The organism is Polynucleobacter victoriensis, assembly GCF_900187875.1.
GTDB classification, from domain to species: domain Bacteria; phylum Pseudomonadota; class Gammaproteobacteria; order Burkholderiales; family Burkholderiaceae; genus Polynucleobacter; species Polynucleobacter victoriensis.
This window is the reverse complement of sequence record NZ_FYEX01000002.1, coordinates 377,012-393,653: the sequence shown is the minus strand read 5'-3', so window position 1 is coordinate 393,653 and position 16,642 is coordinate 377,012. Positions and strand designations below refer to the sequence as shown.

Below are 16,642 nucleotides of genomic sequence, written 5' to 3'. Positions count from 1 at the left end.
TAGCGTTGTGGATACTTGGACTTTATTGGCTAAGTAACAAAACAACAGCAATAAAAAAGCGGACTACGTTAGTCCGCTATCTTGGAGCCCGAACGTATAATTCGGGCTTTTTCTATTTGCCAGTCTCTGTCTTTCGAGGCTTCGCGTTTATCGTGTTGCTTCTTACCGCGACCTAGCCCCATCTTTTCTTTAAATCGAATTTCATCGTACATTTCACTGGCAGACCGCTTAGCATATTCAAGATTGTTATGCCTTGTGGAATAGCAGTGCCACTTTCGGTCAAATAGCTTGAAGCGCACTTGCCAAACAGAGCTATCAGGTCTTTTATATAAAACCACTTCACCATCTCTTAAGTAAATAAGATCTGATGTTGATTCTTTGGTTTGTATATTTGGGATCGGAACAAAGATGGGCTTACTAACTTGTGAATAATTGAGATAATTGGATTGGTGTATGATTTTCATATAGTTAAAAAGCTTAATTTCACAACAAATGAAAATTTAGCCATATAAAAACACTACACATAACACTACACACCGATATTTGAAGCTTGTAGAGACCCTGTTTATGGAGTTCAAGTCCGGTTTTCTGTTCTCATAATCCTTTGGTCCGCGGTTCAAGTCCGCGAGGGCCCACCAGTAGTTATAAACCCCCATCAGTAATGTTGGGGGTTTTGTTTTTTAAGTATTTATTGAGCTTTAATACCTTATACTTATTTCACATCCTTCTTGGGGTTCATTGGCTTAAATAAATCGGAGCACATACATGAAACGCTTTCTTTGGGTATTAATTTCAGCTGTTCTTGCACTTGGTGTTGTTGCCTGTTCAAAAGGTGATGATTCAAAACAAATCAAAGTAGCAGTTTCTCCTGCATCTCCCCCCATGTTGTTTGATGACAAAGGGCAAATCGTTGGAGTTGATATGGATTTATTCCAAGGCTACTGTCAAGCGCGTGGTTGCACGATTAAAGTAACCCCTTATGATTGGGCGGGTATGTTGGGTGCTGTTTCTAGTGGCCAAGCGGATGTGGCATTTTCTGGAATCTCAATTACTGATAAGCGCAAAGAAGTGATGGACTTTTCACAGCCATACTATGACAACGCATGGCATTTAGTGAGCTTAAAAAATAAAAATATCAAAATTACTGATCTTAAGCAGTTGAAAAAATACTCCGTTGGTTACCCACGTGGCATGGCTTACGATGATCTCATTAAAAATGAGTTAGAACCAAAGGGTTACTACACCTTGAGTAAGGTAAAGCTTTATCCATCTTATGCTGAGGTGATTACGGATCTTCAAAATGGCAATCTAGATTTGGCATTCATTGAAGAGCCAGTATTTTTAAATTACCAAAACAAATTGAATCTACCTGTACAAAGTAGTTATGTATTTACTGGCTTTGATCAGTTAGGTTTTGCTTTTGCTAAGGGTTCAAAACTACGTGATGATTTTGACAAATATCTAAAAGAAATTGGCCCTGAAAAAGTAAAAGCTACTTTAGATAAGTGGATGAAGTAAACGTTCATCCATGACACTTTAAGAAAGATCATCTCGTGACTTTCTATGACATCCTTGCGCAGCTTGCGCAAGGAGTCTCATACACAGTGTTAGTGACACTGGTTTGTTCTGTAACAGGCTTGGTCGTTGGGTTGGCTTTGGCTAGTCTGAGGCGTCTTGATTTCCCAGGGGTTAACTCATTTATTGATGGATACGCCTATGTCTTTCGTGGCGTACCGGTTTTAGTATTGCTATTCATTGTTTATTTTGGTTTGCCAGGTATTGGTTTTAAAGGCCCGCCACTATTAGCTATGGCCTTAAGTCTTGGCTTGGTAGCTTCCGCATATTTATCTGAAGTGTTTCGTGGGGCGTTTAATTCAGTTGACCCTGCTGAAATTTTGGCGGCTAAAGCCATGGGCATGACCAGGTGGCAGGTCTTACTTTATATTGAGTTACCTCAAATGCTCAGATTCTCAGTGCCAGGCATGGTTAATGAGTTCACAACAGTCTTAAAGTTTTCACCGTTTGCTTACACCGTGGGTATTCCAGAAATTACCAAGCAAGCTATGACTTTAACTGCCACGACTTTGCGTGGTATTGAGATCTATTTGGCAGTTGGGGTTTTGTATTTTGTTATTTACAGAATTTGTTTGATTGGTGTTCAAGTATTGAGTAAGCGGTATCAAATTCCTGGGATGGGCTCTGTATGAGTCAATCAAATTACTATTTAAGTGAGATATTAGAGTGGCGTTAATTCAGGTAAGAGATCTGGTTAAAGAGTTTGAGGGGCAAAAAGTTTTGTCAAACATCAATCTTGATCTCCATGAGGGTGAAGTTAAAGTATTGATGGGTGCCTCTGGCTCAGGCAAATCAACTCTATTGCGTTGCTTGAATCGCTTGGTAGAGCCAACATCGGGCTCGATTTTATTTCGTGGCAAAGAGGTCTTGGGACCTAACGTGGATGTTAGGGAGTTACGTCAACAGATCGGTTTCGTTTTTCAGCAATTTGCCTTGTATAGCCATTTATCTGTTTTAGATAATGTGACCCTAGGTCTTCGTAAATTAAAAGGTATGAGTGAAGCTAGCGCTAAAGAAAAGGCTCTGCATGAGCTATCTCATTTTGATATGGCGCCTCATCAAGATAAATATCCTGCACAATTATCGGGTGGTCAGAAGCAACGTGTGGCTATTTCGCGTGCTTTAGCTATGGATCCTGCAGTCTTGGTCATGGATGAGCCAACTTCAGCATTGGATCCTGTGATGTCTAGAGACGTTGCAGATTTGATCAATCGATTGCATGGTGAGGGCATCACCATGATTTGTGTAACTCACGATCTAAATTTGGCTAGCAATATTGCCGAAAAAGTTATGTTCTTGGATAAAGGCGTTATTAGAGCGGATGACCGTATTGATGTTCTGAGTCAACATGCTGATCCAGTTATCCAGAAATTCTTTGGCGAGGGCCAAGTGTAATGGGTTCATGGCCATCCTTTTGGCGTGATTTATCTGAGCAGATGCCTCTCATATTGGCGGGCCTGTTAAACACCATTGAATTGGCTGGACTAATCAGTATTTCTGGATTGTTATTGGGCATTGTGGTTTTTTATTTAACGCTTAGTAGCAACCGTTTCATTCGTTATGTCATCAATGCGTACATATCTTTCTTTATTGGTATGCCGCTGATTGTGTTACTTTTCTTGATGTATTACGGCTTGCCGCAATGGGGGGTACGTTTATCGCCCTATACAGTGGCATTTATTGGATTTACATTTAATGTGGCAGCGTACAACGCAGCTTATTTAAAAACTGCCTACAACGGCTTAGATAAAACTCAAATTGAGGCGGCTACTGCTCAGGGTTTTAATTCTTGGCAAATTTTCATTTTTATTACCTTGCCGCAAGTCATTCGTTTGTCGATTCCGGCGCTGACTAATCAAGTGATTGGTAATTTAAAAGATAGTTCTGTGGCGTTTTTGATTCAGTACACAGAATTCTTTGCGCGTGTTCAAGAGTTGGCGGCCACCAATTTCCAATTCTTTAAAGCGTATATGTTGGCAGCCTTAGTTTATTTGGCTCTGGTTTCAATTATTGTTTTAGTAGCTAGAGCTGTTGAGAGGCGTTACGTTATACCAGCCTAGAGTCAACCGATGATTTAATCAAAAAGAGCTAATCAAAAAGAGCTAATCAAAAAATAGCCAATCAAATTTTCTGATTGGCTGATTTCAACATAGATGCTGGCACACAACCGCCAACAATCATGCCTGTTAAGCTGGCGCACAGACCTGCTAACTGAGGTGGCATGGCCGCTTCAGGCCACAAAATTTCACAAGTGATCCAAGTAATCAAGCCACCAAGAACAGCTAATAGGCCGCCTAAGGTATTCGCTCTAGACCAGTAAACACCAAACGCTAATGGTACAAATGCAGCCACCAAAGTCACTTTGTAGGCGTTTTCTACCATCTTAAAAATCGATAGCTCAGAATTTAGTGCAAAGAGTGTCACGATACATGTGAAGCACAACACAGTGATGCGCATGATTTTTAATAAATGCTTGTCGCTTAAATGTTTGAACAAGCCTTTCACAATATTTTCAGCAAACGTGACGGATGGGGCTAACAAAGTTGCGCTGGCACAACTCTTAATCGCTGACAGTAAAGCGCCAAAGAACATAATCTGCGCAAAGAGTGGGGCGTGATTCAGGATCAAGTTCGGCAAAATTAATTGCGAGTCGCTGTGCAAGTAATTTTCAATTAATTGGGGGTTAATCAGCATCGCTGAATAAGCCAAGAAGATCGGTATAAACGCAAAGATAAAGTAAAGCACGCCACCCAATATCGAGGCTCTTACCGCAATTGTGACGTTTTTAGAGGATGTGATTCTTTGGAATACATCTTGTTGTGGAATGGATCCCAACATCATGGTCACCAAAGCAGCAATAAACCCCAAAATGGCTGGTAAGTTAAAGTCGGGCAAAATGCCTAGTTTGCCGGCTGCTGCGGCATGGTTAATCACCACATCAACACCGCCCGTCAGAGTGCTCACCTCAAAACCGATATACAGCATGCCAATCACGATGATGATCATCTGAATAAAGTCGGTAATAGCTACTGACCACATGCCACCAAATAATGTGTAAATTAAAACGCTGGCTGCACCAATTAACATACCCATTTGTTGGGTCATGCCATCGTTGGATACCACGTTAAAAACCAAACCAAGTGCTTTGATTTGCGCAGCTACCCAACCCAAATACGAAGTTACGATACATAAAGTAATAATGATCTCTACTGTGCGACCGTACTTTTCTCTAAAAAAGTCACCAATTGTTAAATACTTCTTGTTGTAGAGATGTTTGGCAAAAAACACACCAACCAATATCAGGCACATGGATGAGCCAAAAGGGTCGGAAATAATCCCGCCCATACCTTCTTTTAAGAAGGTGGCGGGTACGCCCAATACAGTTTCTGAGCCAAACCAGGTTGCAAATACCGTGGCTGTCACAATGTACATCGGCAAGCTATGACCCGCTGCGGCAAAGTCAGCGGTATTTTTGACCCGCATGGCTGCCCAAAGGCCAATGCCAATAGAGATCACCCAGTAAACAATCACAAACCAGAGAAGCATCTCAACCTCGTTGATAGGAATGGGCGAATTATAGGGCTAGGCATCAAATATGACAAAAATGCTAAAACCTGATTTATATCTGTTGGCAAGCCATTTTTTTAGGTATAGGATAGTTAAATCTACAACCTGTTGGGAGAGAGAAAATGGCAAATCAAAAAGAGTTCATGGAATGGCAAAAAGATCGTGCAAAAGAGCTTTTTGCACTGTCGCATAAACTGCTAGAGACTGCTAAGCAATTTAGCGAGCATCAAGCTACAGAGATTAAAGCTAGCATGGAGCATGCTAAGTCTTATGCCAAGCAAGCTGCTACTAATGATGTCAATAAACTCAAAGCCCTGCAGGAGCAATTTGCTGAGGAAGCTAGTGCCCGCATGGTTGCCTATCAAAAGAAAGTAAAAGCTCTTTTGAAAGCCATGGAGAACGAAGCAGCTGATGAAGCAGAAAAGCATCTGAATAAAGCACGTAATGCCATGGAAACTTGGTTAAAAGAAGCAAGCAAAAATTTGCCAGCTGGTGCTGATAAGTTCACGGACGTGGTGAGAGATATTGCTGCTGCAGGCGACAAGGTCATGAAAGAAGGTCGCAAAATGGCTAAGCAAGCTGCTGAAGCTGCTGAGCAAGGCATCGAAAATTTAGAAAAAATGGTGAAACAGCCTGGCGCTAAAAAAGCTGCGCCGGTAGCAAAAAAAGCGCCCGCCAAAAAGGCTGCTAGAAAAACATCGCGTCGCCGTTAATTGGTGTAAAAAGGATATGTCACAGACATATCCTTTTTTTATGCCCTATTAACCAATACCAATCAGTCATTAATCCATCCATGAACATTAAATATCTAGGAATATTGATTTCAACAGTTTTGGTGATTGGATGTTCTACGCCTTCAGAAAAAGTGGTCATACAGCAGGGCGACACACATTGGACGCTGGAGTTCACGCTTCTAAAAAATAACAAGCCATCAGAAATTAAGACCTACCAGTTTGAGTCTCGCATGGATTGCTTTAATACCATGTACAAGATGCAAGAGGATGCCAAAAAAGTCAAAAATCAAACGGGCGCAGGTCTTTGCTATAAATTATTTGCCGACGGACAAGAGCGCACTAGTAAAGACACATTGGCGCGCCAATAGCATTCAAGCTTATATTCAAACTAAATTTGAATTTCACAATTGGTTGCTTGGTTTAACCAAATCTTTTCTTAAGTAACCTAACTTTTCCGCTTTGACTAGCAAAGACTCTTCTAGCTCAGGAGATAACTTTTTATCTCTAGCTAATATCCAAAAGTACTTGCCAGCAGGCTCACCAATTAGCACCCAAGAATAATCACTGGCTAAATCTAAAATCCAATAGTCGCCATAAAAAGGCCTAAAAAATGAAACCCTGAGTTTTGAGTTATTGGATCCTTCAACAATTTTGGCGATTCCCTTGGCTTCCTCTTTTTTGGATGCTTTGTGGCAGGTATTTAAAACACTCACGCCACCATCGTCACGCAAACCATATTCAGCGGTGACAGTCACACAGTCATCATCTTCAAACCAATTGGGTAAGCGGTAGATTTCATACCACTTGCCTAAGTATTTATTTAAATCAACAGAGCTAACTGTTTGTAGGGGCGTGCTTGTTTGCCTGTAAACAGGTTGATTGAGACAACCGCTGATTAAAAGACTGCTTGTGGAAACAAGCAAAATTGTTAGAAGACGATTCATCTTAAAAAATTATCCGAAAAGGTATTAACACCGTATCTAAAAACCAATACGTTAGAGACATCATTGGGTCCATCCACAAACTATTGATGGTGTGAGTAAGGACTAATGCTAAGACGATATAAAAGCCCCATGGCTCGATTCTAGAAACCATCGCAGCTTGCTTCCAGGGTAGTAAACCCACCAAAATTCGACCGCCATCGAGTGGTGGCAATGGGAACAGATTAAAAATAAACATCACCACGTTGGCTAAAACACCCGCTTGGCACATGCCTAATAAAAATCGTTCACTGGTTCCCAATTTAATGAGTAATAAATAGGCAATCGCCCAAATTACAGCTTGAAACAAATTCGATCCTGGGCCTGCTAGAGCCACCCAGACCATATCTTTTTTGGGGTGTCTTAAATTGCCAAATCTAACAGGCACTGGTTTGGCGTAGCCAAATAGAAAACTGCCGGACGTTGCAAAGTACAAGAGTAGGGGTACAACAATCGTACCCATGGGGTCAATGTGCTTGATTGGATTAAGTGTGACTCTGCCAAGCGCATAAGCAGTATTGTCGCCAAATTGCTTGGCTGCATAACCATGCGCAGCCTCATGCAAGGTGATAGCAAATATAACGGGTATAGCGTAAATCGCTATGGTTTGAATGATTTGTGAGATATCCATGGCTGTCTACTAGACAATCGATAAAACGTCGTAGCCAGCATCTACAACGGCGGCGCTGATCTTTTCACGGTCTACTTCGGTAGACACTTTCACAGTTTTACTAGGTATATCAGTTTCTACCGTAGCCTTGGCGTCAATCGCCATAATCGCTTTGGTAATGGTCTGTGTGCAGTGACCACAGTTCATGCCATTAACAGTTAGAGTGATAGTCATTTATTACCTTTTATGAAGGATTTATATCTTGATTCGTAGGACAATTAAGATGATAGTGAATCTGCTTTAATTATCAATCGTATGAGCCAATTAGTCACTCTAAAAATCGACGGCATGACCTGCGCCTCTTGTGTGGCAAGAGTTGAAAAATCTCTATTAAAAGTAGATGGTGTGGATGTGGCTAGTGTTAATTTGGCAACAGAAAAAGCTCAAATTAGAACCCAGCAATCATCAGACGAGTTGGTGCCTCATTTAATTGCGGCAATTGAAAAAGCAGGATTTGAAGCAAGTCCTGTTAATCATCAGAACGTTCAACAAAAACAAAAAAGTATTTTTGATCTGCATGGCCCTTACGCAGTGGCTTTAGCGATTGGCTTGTCGTTTCCGTTGATGCTTCCCATGTTATTAATGCCGTTGGGCATTCATTGGGTGTTGCCAGCCTGGCTGCAGTTCTTACTAACCACACCCGTGCAATTTATTTTGGGTTCTCGTTTTTATGTTGCTGGATTTAAAGGTCTGCGCATGGGCTCGGGCAATATGGATTTATTGGTGGCCATTGGAACCAGCGCTGCTTACGGCTTAAGTATTTATCAGTGGTATCTATCCGATTTTGGACATACCCATCACGAACTTTATTTTGAGAGTTCATCGGTGGTGATTTCTTTGGTGATGTTGGGTAAGTGGTTGGAGGCACGTGCCAAGAAAGAGACCACAGAAGCCATTAGTGCTCTACAGGCTTTATGGCCTAATCAAGCCAAGCTATTGGCAACGAGAGACCTTAAAAATTTAGACTACAAAGAGTTGCCTATTGCGCAGATATTGCCTGGTGATTGGATAGTTGTTTTACCTGGTGAGCGCATACCGGTTGATGGGCTTGTATTGGATGGCGCCAGTGAGCTTGATGAATCGATGTTAACAGGTGAGACCCATCTAGTGGATAAGCAAGTTGGCTCCAAAGTAACCGGTGGTTCCATGAATGGATCTGGACGTTTGATTATTCAAGCAACAGATGTGGGCGAAGAAAGCACTTTGGCAAAGATGATTCGCATGGTTGAAGATGCGCAAGCTAAAAAGGCTCCCATTCAGCGACTAGTGGATCAAGTGAGTTCTTGGTTTGTGCCAGCGGTGATTGCAATAGCATTGATTAATTTTGGAACGCAATATTTGGTGTTTCACGAATTTGAAAATGCTTTGCTGTATTCAGTCGCGATCTTAGTGATTGCTTGTCCTTGTGCTTTGGGCTTGGCAACCCCAGCGGCCATCATGGCGGGTACAGGTGTGGCAGCTAAGCATGGCATCTTGATTAAGGATGCTCAAGCATTGGAGTTGGCGCACCAACTAAATGTGATTGCATTTGATAAAACCGGCACCTTAACTGTGGGTAAGCCCAAAGTCATGAGTTTTCATAATCTAACGAATGTGCCAGATGAAGACTTGTATGCGCTTGCACTGGGTTTGCAATTGGGCAGCGAGCATCCTTTGGCTAAAGCAGTTATTGATTTTGCAAAAGAAAAAAATATCAGACCTATCGATTTCACTGGCATTACTGCAAAAGTGGGGCAGGGCATTGAAGGACAGTGTCTCTCTGGCTCTTATCAAAATAAGACGATTGCATTGATCAGTCATCATGCTCTAAAAAATGCACTAGCGGGCAACGAGTTTGAAAAAGCAGACTTGCTTGCCATCAATGAGCTTAATCAAGGTCGCAGTGTTTCTTGTTTGATTGATCAGACTAATCAATCGGTTTTAGCAGTGATTGCATTTGGTGATGAGTTAAAGCCGGGCGTGGCGGAAGTCATGGCACGCCTACGAGCCATGGATATTAAAACAGTCATGATCTCTGGGGACAATCATTTGGTGGCTGATTTGATTGCTAAAAAAATTGGTATTGATCATGTTTACGCACAAGTGATGCCTGGAGAAAAAGCTGATTTGATTAAATCGCTAAAACTACAAACTAAGAATGGTTTGATTGCCATGGTGGGCGATGGAGTAAACGATGCTCCAGCATTGGCAGCCTCTGATGTGGGTATTGCTGTATCTACGGGAACAGATATTGCCATTCATGCTGCAGGAATTACTTTAATGCGGGGTGACCCAGGTTTAATACCTGATGCAATTGAGATCTCTAAAAAGACTTGGCAAAAAATTAAACAAAACCTATTTTGGGCTTTCTTTTACAACTTAATTGGTATTCCACTGGCTGCCATGGGTTATTTGACGCCGATGTTGGCTGGTGCAGCAATGGCTGCATCTAGTGTGAGTGTGATAACTAATGCCTTATTGCTGAAAAAATGGACTAGGCCTACTCATTAATAGTTCATGAATACTTTTCAGTAACTATTAATGAGTAGGTGTCTAAAGATTTGTAATTAACCAGCAAAAGTATTTAAGTTAATACCTTCTTTTTTCATGATGCGCTCTACAACCGGTAGTGCAGCAATACGAGATACATACGCTTGGTAATTAGGATAGTTAGCTGGATTAATGCCAGCCAAACCGCCCCAACGTATGAATGCAATGGCGTAAATATCGGCAGGAGTTAATTGATCGCCACAAATATATGTTTGACCTTGAGATACTAAGCCATCAATTTCTGCTAAGTAGCCTTTGAATGCCTCTAATGCCATGGCCTTAACGCCTGCTTTGCCAGCCTCATCACCAAAGCGTTCTGACCTAAACACTCTTGTAAAGGTTGGGTGAACGGTGTTATTCATCCAAGCCAAGATTGAAACAGCCTGAGCTTTTGCCATGGCGTCTGTAGGAAAAATTTGTGCTTTTGGAAAAGAGTCATGCAAAAAGCCCGTGATGGCCATCACCTGAGTGATTAACTTGCCATCCACAATCAATGCAGGAACTTGACCTCTGGGATTGATGGCTTTGTATTCTGGTTTTAAGTGTTCCCCATTTTTTAGATTAATCACAGTGCCGTCAAAATTTTGACCAGAGCTTTCTTTAACAAGCTCTAATGCAACGTGAGGAACAAACGAGCATGTACCAGGGCAGTAATACAGATGTAAATTCATTCAAGTCTCCTTTTTTGTTGTAACCTTGAGTATAGACTTTTTAGCCAATTTTCATGACTGCTCAAACACTCAATACGTTTCATCTAATTCCCCGTCTAGAAAGGCAGGCCCATGAACACAAAGGGCATGCAGGGAAGGTGTTAATGATTGGCGGTGCGCCAGGTATGGCAGGAGCCATATTGTTGGCTGGTAGGGCTGCTTTGCATGCTGGAGCTGGTTGGGTCATTCTTGATTTTGTGGATGAGCGTGCTATCTCAGTACTCTCAGATCAACCAGAGTTAATGCTCCGAGTTGCGCAAGTAGGAGATGTTGCGCAAATTCATCCTGATGTCATTGCGATTGGGCCAGGCTTGGGTCAAGGAAATTTAGTAAAGCAGCTGTTATCAGAGGCCTTGCAATCAAGTGCTTTGCTAGTGATCGATGCAGATGCTTTGAATCTCATTGCGACTAATCCACACCTACTCAGTCAATTAAAAGCTAGATCATCATTAAGTACTGTATTAACACCTCACCCTGGTGAAGCGGCCAATCTACTTAAAGAAACAACAGAACAAATTCAGAGTAACCGTGAGTTAGCGATTCAAAAACTAGTTGATCTAACAGGTTCAATAGTTGTTCTAAAGGGACAGCACACTCTCCTGCACGCGCCAGAGCAATCAATGCAGGTTTGCCTTAGGGGAAATCCAGGCATGGGGGTTGGTGGCATGGGTGATGTGCTAACAGGTGTTACTTCAGCGATTCTTGCCCAGGGTATTAGACATGGTCTGAACGCCTATGAGGCTGCTTGTCTTGCCGTTGAATTGCATTCAGTTGCCGCCGATAACCTTCTAAATCAAGGGGTTGGTCCAATTGGCCTGACACCCTCGGAGGTACTCCTTGAGGTACGAAATTTGATAAATATCAAATAATGCTCATTTTTCATGGATAATACGGGTCATAGCCTAATTTTTGATGAGGGAGCTTGTAATGAACGAATGGCATAGCGAAAGTAAAGAAGAAATTAACAAGAAAATCATCACTATGATCGTGATGTTGGCAGGCGCTACTTGCTTGGCGATTTTGTTCGCATTAGCTGCTGCACATATTGGTTACGTTTTGTAATTAATAACAAAAGTTTCAATAAAAAAGCTGCCTAGGCAGCTTTTTTATTATCTATAGCAGTCAATCAACTGACCATCTATTAAATCAAGATTTAATTTGAGCTAACAATTCTGGCAAAAAGAATTCACTGATCAGAATTGGGTGACCTCTTAATTGATAGAGACTTCTTCTTCCCCAGCCTAAGCCAGGCACTTCTGTAATTTGGCGCAACAAAATGGGCGCCTTACCTTTTTTAAATAGCACTTCGCCTAAGGGCTTGCTACCTAATTGCAATACGTCACGATTAATACCAGTAGAGCTACTGGTCGGCAAAATGCTGCGAGCAAAAACAACGGGGACGTCATTCACGCACAAATACACTTCGCGGATACGGCAATGATTGATGGGCTTATTAAATAACAAAGCCTCATCATTTAGAAGATTTTGATTGCGATCGCTTAAGACTTCTACGCTAACAGGTGATTGAGTTTTGTTGGCAATCAGTTGAGTTAGAGAGCCTGCATCACTTAACCAGTCTTGCCAGATCTGTGGCACTGCGTGCAGTGCCACGTGATCAAGATTCACCCAAGACTGGCGAAGTTTTTTCATTTACGCAAATGAGCGCTTATGACCTGATGATTTACCGCCACCAAACTTAGGGCCTGAAGAAGGTTTGCCTGAACCACCAAACTTAGGACCACTTGGTTTAGCAAAGTGATTTTGTTTGAAGGTTTTGCCTTCGCCTTGACGGTTAGATGCATTGCTTGCACCTTTACCACCATAAGAGCGACCAGGGCGACCTGAACCAGGACGGTGTGATGGTTTGCGTGATTTTTCTTGTGGCTCAAGACCAGGAATCACTTCAGCTTGTAGGGGCTGTTGCGTGTACTGTTCAATAGCACGGATCTTAGAGCGATCACGGTGTTCAGCCAAAGTAATCGCTACACCACTGCGACCTGCGCGACCTGTACGACCAATGCGGTGAACATAGTCTTCGGCTTTCATAGGTAAGCCAAAGTTAATCACGTGAGTAATCGTTGGCACGTCAATACCGCGAGCAGCCACATCAGTAGCTACCAAAATACGAGTTTGACCTTTGCGCAAAGACTGTAAACGACGGTTACGCACTGCTTGTGGCATAGCGCCATGAAGAGCTGTCGCTTCGTGGCCGTCGGCGCGCAATGAGTCGGCAATTGTTTCACTGTCTACTTGAGTGCTAGCAAACACAACGGCTTGTTCTAGCGTTGGATCTGATAACCAGTGGCTTAATAGCTTGTGCTTGTGTGCAACGCTATCAGCCCAGTGCAATGTTTGAGCAATGTTTTCATGTTTATCTTGAGCACTTGCTAATTCAATGCGACCAGGATTATTCATAAGGCTTGTAGCCAACTGCATGATGCGTGGTGCAAAAGTTGCAGAGAACATCAAAGTTTGATTGCGTTGTGAGCTTAGCTCATGAATCGCTTCGATATCGTCTTGGAAACCAAGATCTAACATACGATCTGCTTCGTCAACAATCAAGCATTTCACTTTGTCTAAGCGAATTGCGCGGCTGTTGCTTAAGTCAAGTAAACGACCAGGTGTAGCAACCACTAGGTTGGCACCCTTGATCTGAGAAATTTGTTTGCCATAAGGCATGCCACCCATGATGGTCGCAATGCGAATACCGCGAGAAAATTTAACTAAATTGATAGCGTCTGCACTAACTTGTTGTGCAAGCTCACGTGTTGGGCATAGCACCAACACTTGTGGTTCTGCACGACCTGGTACAGGTTTGCCATTTGGATTGGCAGCCATCAATTGATTTAATAAAGGTAACAAGAATGCAGCTGTTTTGCCGCTACCTGTTTGGCTGCTTACCATCCAGTCGCCACCAGATAGGGCAGCTGGAATTACTTTTTCTTGTACTGGAGTGGCGTGTGTATAGCCAAGCGCTTCAGTGGCTTGAAGTAGGGGTTGGGCTAAGCCCAGTTCTTTAAAACTAATAGTCATAGTCATGCACATCCCTTGAGAGGGATGTCCTTTCTGTGGTTTGGTCAATTAAGGCATCGACCAACAGACAAACAAAAAGGCATGCAGTTCTTAACTTCAGAACAATGGCTGGGGGCGATGTTTCATACTACAAGACGGATTATGCCATACTTTCACATTATTTGCTGCACTGCATAAATAAGCCGTCAGGGAACTGAGGGTTTGCTTTGCTAAGATTTGCCCCAATTCAAACGTATTGCATGGAGAGAAAATGAGCTTAAACAACGTTCAACCTGGTTCTAAGATCCCTGATCAGTTCAATGTGATCATTGAAATTCCTATGAATTCAGACCCTGTTAAGTATGAAGTAGACAAGGAATCTGGCGCAGTATTCGTGGACCGTTTTATGGGTACAGCAATGCACTACCCATGTAACTATGGTTACATCCCACAAACATTGTCAGAAGACGGAGATCCTGCTGACGTTTTAGTTTTGACTCCATTCCCAATTCCACCAGGCGTTGTGATTACTTGCCGTGCTTTAGGTGTATTACATATGGACGATGAGTCTGGTGGCGATGCGAAGTTATTGGCTGTACCAACAGAAAAAATCTTGCCAATGTATGCAAATATTCAAAAAATGGAAGATTTGAACCCATTGGTTACTCAACAAATTCAGCACTTCTTTGAGCACTACAAAGACCTAGAAAAAGGTAAGTGGGTGAAGGTTAAGGGTTGGGACGGTATTGATGCTGCCAAGAAAGAAATTTTGGACAGCGTAGAGCGTTACAACAAGACTAAGTAATTAGTCTGCTGACTCCAAACGGAGGCAATGGGATAATGATTCCTATGCCTCCGTTTTTTATTGCCTTATCTCAATCTAATCCGGTTCTTGGTGATTTACCCAAGAATGCTGATCTCGTTGCCAAAGCTGCCCAGCAGGCTAGTGCCAAGGGCGCCAAACTCTTGCTAACGCCTGAGTTATCGCTGACTGGGTACCCTCCTGAAGATCTACTCTTAAGGGATGCATTTATTCAGGCGGTAGACCAGCAATTAGCACTTTTGACAAAAACTTTAGCGGCATACCCTGATTTAAGGGTGATTGTTGGGCATCCTAAGCGTACGGATGCTGGCTTGCAAAACGTGGCAAGTGTTTTGTATCGCGGAGAAATCGTTGCCTCTTATGCCAAACAAAAACTACCTAACCATGAAGTATTTGATGAGGTTAGATACTTTGTTCCGGGTACTGAGCCTTGCATTTTTGAAATTGATGGCACTAAAGTTGGTTTGATTATTTGCGAAGACGCTTGGCATGCATCAGCTGCTGCTCAAGCCAAGCATCATGGCGCAGAATTATTGGTCATTCCTAATGCCTCTCCATACCATTTGGAAAAGCAGTATCTGCGTGAAGATGTTGCAAAAGCCAGAGTCCTTGAAACAGGCTTACCGCTGATTTACTCGAATGCCGTAGGTGGACAAGATGAGTTGGTGTTTGATGGCGCTTCCTTTGCATTGAGCAAAAATGGCGAACTCGCGCTAGCGATGCCACACTTTAAAGAAGACTTAGCTTTTATTGAATATAAAAACTCTGATCTTGTTAAAACTGACATAACTGCACCAAGTTCTATTGAAGCCCAGGTCTATGATGCTTTGGTTCTGGGTGTCAAAGATTATTTGGGTAAGAATGGTTTTCCAGGAGCCATTATTGGTTTGTCTGGCGGTGTTGATTCTGCGCTGGTGCTAGCGATTGCAGTGGATGCTTTGGGTGCCGATAAGGTTCGCGCAGTGATGATGCCATCACGCTATACCGCCGACATTTCATGGATTGATGCCAAGCAAATGGCTGATAACTTGGGTGTTCAGTATGACGAAATCACTATTGCACCGATGGTTGATGCGTTTGATGGTGCCCTGGCATCTGAATTCAAAGGTTTGCCTGTGGATGCGACTGAAGAGAATATTCAGGCGCGTGTGCGAGGCACCTTGTTAATGGCGATGTCAAACAAGTCGGGGCGTATTGTTTTAACTACCGGTAATAAGAGTGAGATGGCAGTAGGTTATTGCACTCTGTATGGTGACATGGCAGGTGGTTTTGCGGTGATCAAAGATATTGCTAAGACTTTGGTCTATCGCTTGTGTCACTACAGAAATTCAATAGCGCCAGTCATACCTGAGCGTATTTTGACCAGAGCTCCTTCAGCAGAATTAAGACCTGACCAGAAAGACCAAGACAGTTTGCCGGAATACGATGTGTTGGATGCTATTTTGGGTCTTTATATGGAGCAAGACGAATCCATTGAGTCGATCATTGCAAAAGGCTACCTTGCTGATGATGTTGAAAAGGTTACGCGTTTAATTAAGATCAATGAGTACAAGCGTCGCCAAGCACCTATTGGGGTCAGAATCACTCAAAGAGCTTTTGGTAGAGATTGGCGTTATCCAATCACCAATAAGTTCAGAGCTTAATTTTTTAGATGGATTGACTAATTTTAGGTATCATCAAATTTATTAGGAGATGAATATGAAACAAATTACAGCGATCATTAAGCCATTTAAGCTAGACGAGGTTCGTGAAGGTTTGGCTGAGTTAGGCGTTACAGGTTTAACAGTGACTGAAGTAAAAGGCTTTGGCCGTCAAAAAGGTCACACTGAGCTCTATCGTGGCGCAGAGTATGTTGTTGATTTTTTACCTAAGATCAAGGTTGAAGTAGTGGTTGCTGATGACCGCGTTGACGCAGTGATTGATGCGATTGTGAAAGCTGCCCATACAGGCAAGATTGGCGATGGCAAGATTTTTGTCACAGCTGTTGAGCAAGTAATTCGTATTAGAACTGGTGAGACTAACGAATCAGCTATCTAATTAGC

Annotated in this window: 20 protein-coding genes; 12 read left to right on the top strand and 8 right to left on the bottom strand. The window is 42.5% G+C overall.

The window, feature by feature from the left end:
* Window positions 1-68: 68 nt before the first annotated feature.
* The gene (locus CFR83_RS08325; protein ID WP_088813593.1) at window positions 69-464 is read right to left on the bottom strand and encodes an SsrA-binding protein; all 396 of its coding nucleotides are present in this window, start codon (window positions 462-464) and stop codon (window positions 69-71) included.
* Between the two features lie 301 nt (window positions 465-765).
* Here CFR83_RS08325 and CFR83_RS08320 point away from each other — a divergent pair, with 301 nt between their 5' ends.
* Genes CFR83_RS08320 through CFR83_RS08305 form a run of 4 tightly spaced genes read left to right on the top strand, consistent with a single transcriptional unit; the run spans window position 766 to window position 3,635 of the window.
* A complete protein-coding gene (locus CFR83_RS08320; RefSeq protein ID WP_088813592.1) occupies window positions 766-1,518 on the top strand; it encodes a transporter substrate-binding domain-containing protein in 753 nt (250 codons plus the stop codon).
* A 35-nt stretch (window positions 1,519-1,553) separates the two neighbouring features.
* The gene (locus CFR83_RS08315) at window positions 1,554-2,207 is read left to right on the top strand and encodes an amino acid ABC transporter permease (RefSeq protein WP_088813591.1); all 654 of its coding nucleotides are present in this window, start codon (window positions 1,554-1,556) and stop codon (window positions 2,205-2,207) included.
* A gap of 34 nt (window positions 2,208-2,241) precedes the next feature.
* Window positions 2,242-2,970, top strand: a complete 729-nt coding sequence (locus CFR83_RS08310) for an amino acid ABC transporter ATP-binding protein (protein ID WP_088813590.1) — start codon at window positions 2,242-2,244, stop codon at window positions 2,968-2,970.
* On the top strand, window positions 2,970-3,635 hold the full coding sequence (locus tag CFR83_RS08305; protein WP_088813589.1) for an amino acid ABC transporter permease: 666 nt from the start codon (window positions 2,970-2,972) through the stop codon (window positions 3,633-3,635). The genes CFR83_RS08310 and CFR83_RS08305 overlap by 1 nt, the downstream gene beginning before the upstream one ends.
* A 61-nt stretch (window positions 3,636-3,696) precedes the next feature.
* On the opposite strand, the gene CFR83_RS08300 is transcribed toward CFR83_RS08305, so the two are convergent.
* Window positions 3,697-5,121, bottom strand: coding sequence for a high affinity choline transporter 1 (locus CFR83_RS08300; RefSeq protein WP_088813588.1), 1,425 nt, complete (start codon window positions 5,119-5,121; stop codon window positions 3,697-3,699).
* Between the two features lie 143 nt (window positions 5,122-5,264).
* Here CFR83_RS08300 and CFR83_RS08295 point away from each other — a divergent pair, with 143 nt between their 5' ends.
* Together CFR83_RS08295 and CFR83_RS08290 are read left to right on the top strand one after the other, a co-directional pair.
* Window positions 5,265-5,855, top strand: a complete 591-nt coding sequence (locus tag CFR83_RS08295) for a phasin family protein (RefSeq protein WP_088813587.1) — start codon at window positions 5,265-5,267, stop codon at window positions 5,853-5,855.
* Window positions 5,856-5,935: 80 nt separating this feature from the next.
* Window positions 5,936-6,244: a hypothetical protein gene (locus tag CFR83_RS08290; RefSeq protein WP_088813586.1), complete on the top strand. Its 309-nt coding sequence runs from the start codon at window positions 5,936-5,938 to the stop codon at window positions 6,242-6,244.
* 33 nt (window positions 6,245-6,277) lie between these two features.
* Here the strand turns inward: CFR83_RS08290 and CFR83_RS08285 are convergent, their stop codons facing one another.
* Genes CFR83_RS08285 through CFR83_RS08275 form a run of 3 tightly spaced genes read right to left on the bottom strand, consistent with a single transcriptional unit; the run spans window position 6,278 to window position 7,700 of the window.
* Window positions 6,278-6,820 (bottom strand): lipocalin family protein, encoded by a 543-nt coding sequence (locus CFR83_RS08285; RefSeq protein WP_088813585.1) that lies wholly within the window; start codon window positions 6,818-6,820, stop codon window positions 6,278-6,280.
* 1 nt (window position 6,821) lies between these two features.
* A complete protein-coding gene (locus tag CFR83_RS08280; RefSeq protein WP_088813584.1) occupies window positions 6,822-7,487 on the bottom strand; it encodes a site-2 protease family protein in 666 nt (221 codons plus the stop codon).
* Between the two features lie 9 nt (window positions 7,488-7,496).
* Window positions 7,497-7,700 carry a heavy-metal-associated domain-containing protein gene (locus tag CFR83_RS08275; RefSeq protein ID WP_088813583.1) on the bottom strand — a complete coding sequence of 68 codons (204 nt, stop codon included), beginning with the start codon at window positions 7,698-7,700 and terminating at the stop codon, window positions 7,497-7,499.
* Window positions 7,701-7,781: 81 nt separating this feature from the next.
* Between CFR83_RS08275 and CFR83_RS08270 the strand changes: the two genes are divergently transcribed.
* Window positions 7,782-10,016 carry a heavy metal translocating P-type ATPase gene (locus CFR83_RS08270; protein ID WP_088813582.1) on the top strand — a complete coding sequence of 745 codons (2,235 nt, stop codon included), beginning with the start codon at window positions 7,782-7,784 and terminating at the stop codon, window positions 10,014-10,016.
* Window positions 10,017-10,072: 56 nt separating this feature from the next.
* Here CFR83_RS08270 and CFR83_RS08265 read toward each other — a convergent pair whose 3' ends face one another.
* On the bottom strand, window positions 10,073-10,726 hold the full coding sequence (locus tag CFR83_RS08265) for a glutathione S-transferase family protein (protein ID WP_088813581.1): 654 nt from the start codon (window positions 10,724-10,726) through the stop codon (window positions 10,073-10,075).
* Window positions 10,727-10,779: 53 nt separating this feature from the next.
* Between CFR83_RS08265 and CFR83_RS08260 the strand changes: the two genes are divergently transcribed.
* Window positions 10,780-11,634 carry an NAD(P)H-hydrate dehydratase gene (locus CFR83_RS08260; protein ID WP_088813580.1) on the top strand — a complete coding sequence of 285 codons (855 nt, stop codon included), beginning with the start codon at window positions 10,780-10,782 and terminating at the stop codon, window positions 11,632-11,634.
* Between the two features lie 58 nt (window positions 11,635-11,692).
* A complete protein-coding gene (locus CFR83_RS08470; protein ID WP_279304994.1) occupies window positions 11,693-11,827 on the top strand; it encodes a hypothetical protein in 135 nt (44 codons plus the stop codon).
* Window positions 11,828-11,911: 84 nt separating this feature from the next.
* Here CFR83_RS08470 and CFR83_RS08255 read toward each other — a convergent pair whose 3' ends face one another.
* Window positions 11,912-12,415 (bottom strand): chorismate--pyruvate lyase family protein, encoded by a 504-nt coding sequence (locus CFR83_RS08255; RefSeq protein ID WP_088813579.1) that lies wholly within the window; start codon window positions 12,413-12,415, stop codon window positions 11,912-11,914.
* The gene (locus CFR83_RS08250; RefSeq protein WP_423808383.1) at window positions 12,416-13,804 is read right to left on the bottom strand and encodes a DEAD/DEAH box helicase; all 1,389 of its coding nucleotides are present in this window, start codon (window positions 13,802-13,804) and stop codon (window positions 12,416-12,418) included.
* A 244-nt stretch (window positions 13,805-14,048) separates the two neighbouring features.
* On the opposite strand from CFR83_RS08250, the gene ppa reads away from it, so the two are divergent.
* Genes ppa through glnK form a run of 3 tightly spaced genes read left to right on the top strand, consistent with a single transcriptional unit; the run spans window position 14,049 to window position 16,637 of the window.
* Window positions 14,049-14,582, top strand: a complete 534-nt coding sequence (ppa, locus tag CFR83_RS08245; protein ID WP_088813578.1) for an inorganic diphosphatase — start codon at window positions 14,049-14,051, stop codon at window positions 14,580-14,582.
* A gap of 44 nt (window positions 14,583-14,626) precedes the next feature.
* Window positions 14,627-16,243 carry an NAD+ synthase gene (locus CFR83_RS08240; protein ID WP_088813612.1) on the top strand — a complete coding sequence of 539 codons (1,617 nt, stop codon included), beginning with the start codon at window positions 14,627-14,629 and terminating at the stop codon, window positions 16,241-16,243.
* A gap of 55 nt (window positions 16,244-16,298) precedes the next feature.
* Window positions 16,299-16,637: a P-II family nitrogen regulator gene (gene glnK / locus CFR83_RS08235; RefSeq protein ID WP_088813577.1), complete on the top strand. Its 339-nt coding sequence runs from the start codon at window positions 16,299-16,301 to the stop codon at window positions 16,635-16,637.
* Window positions 16,638-16,642: the final 5 nt, after the last annotated feature.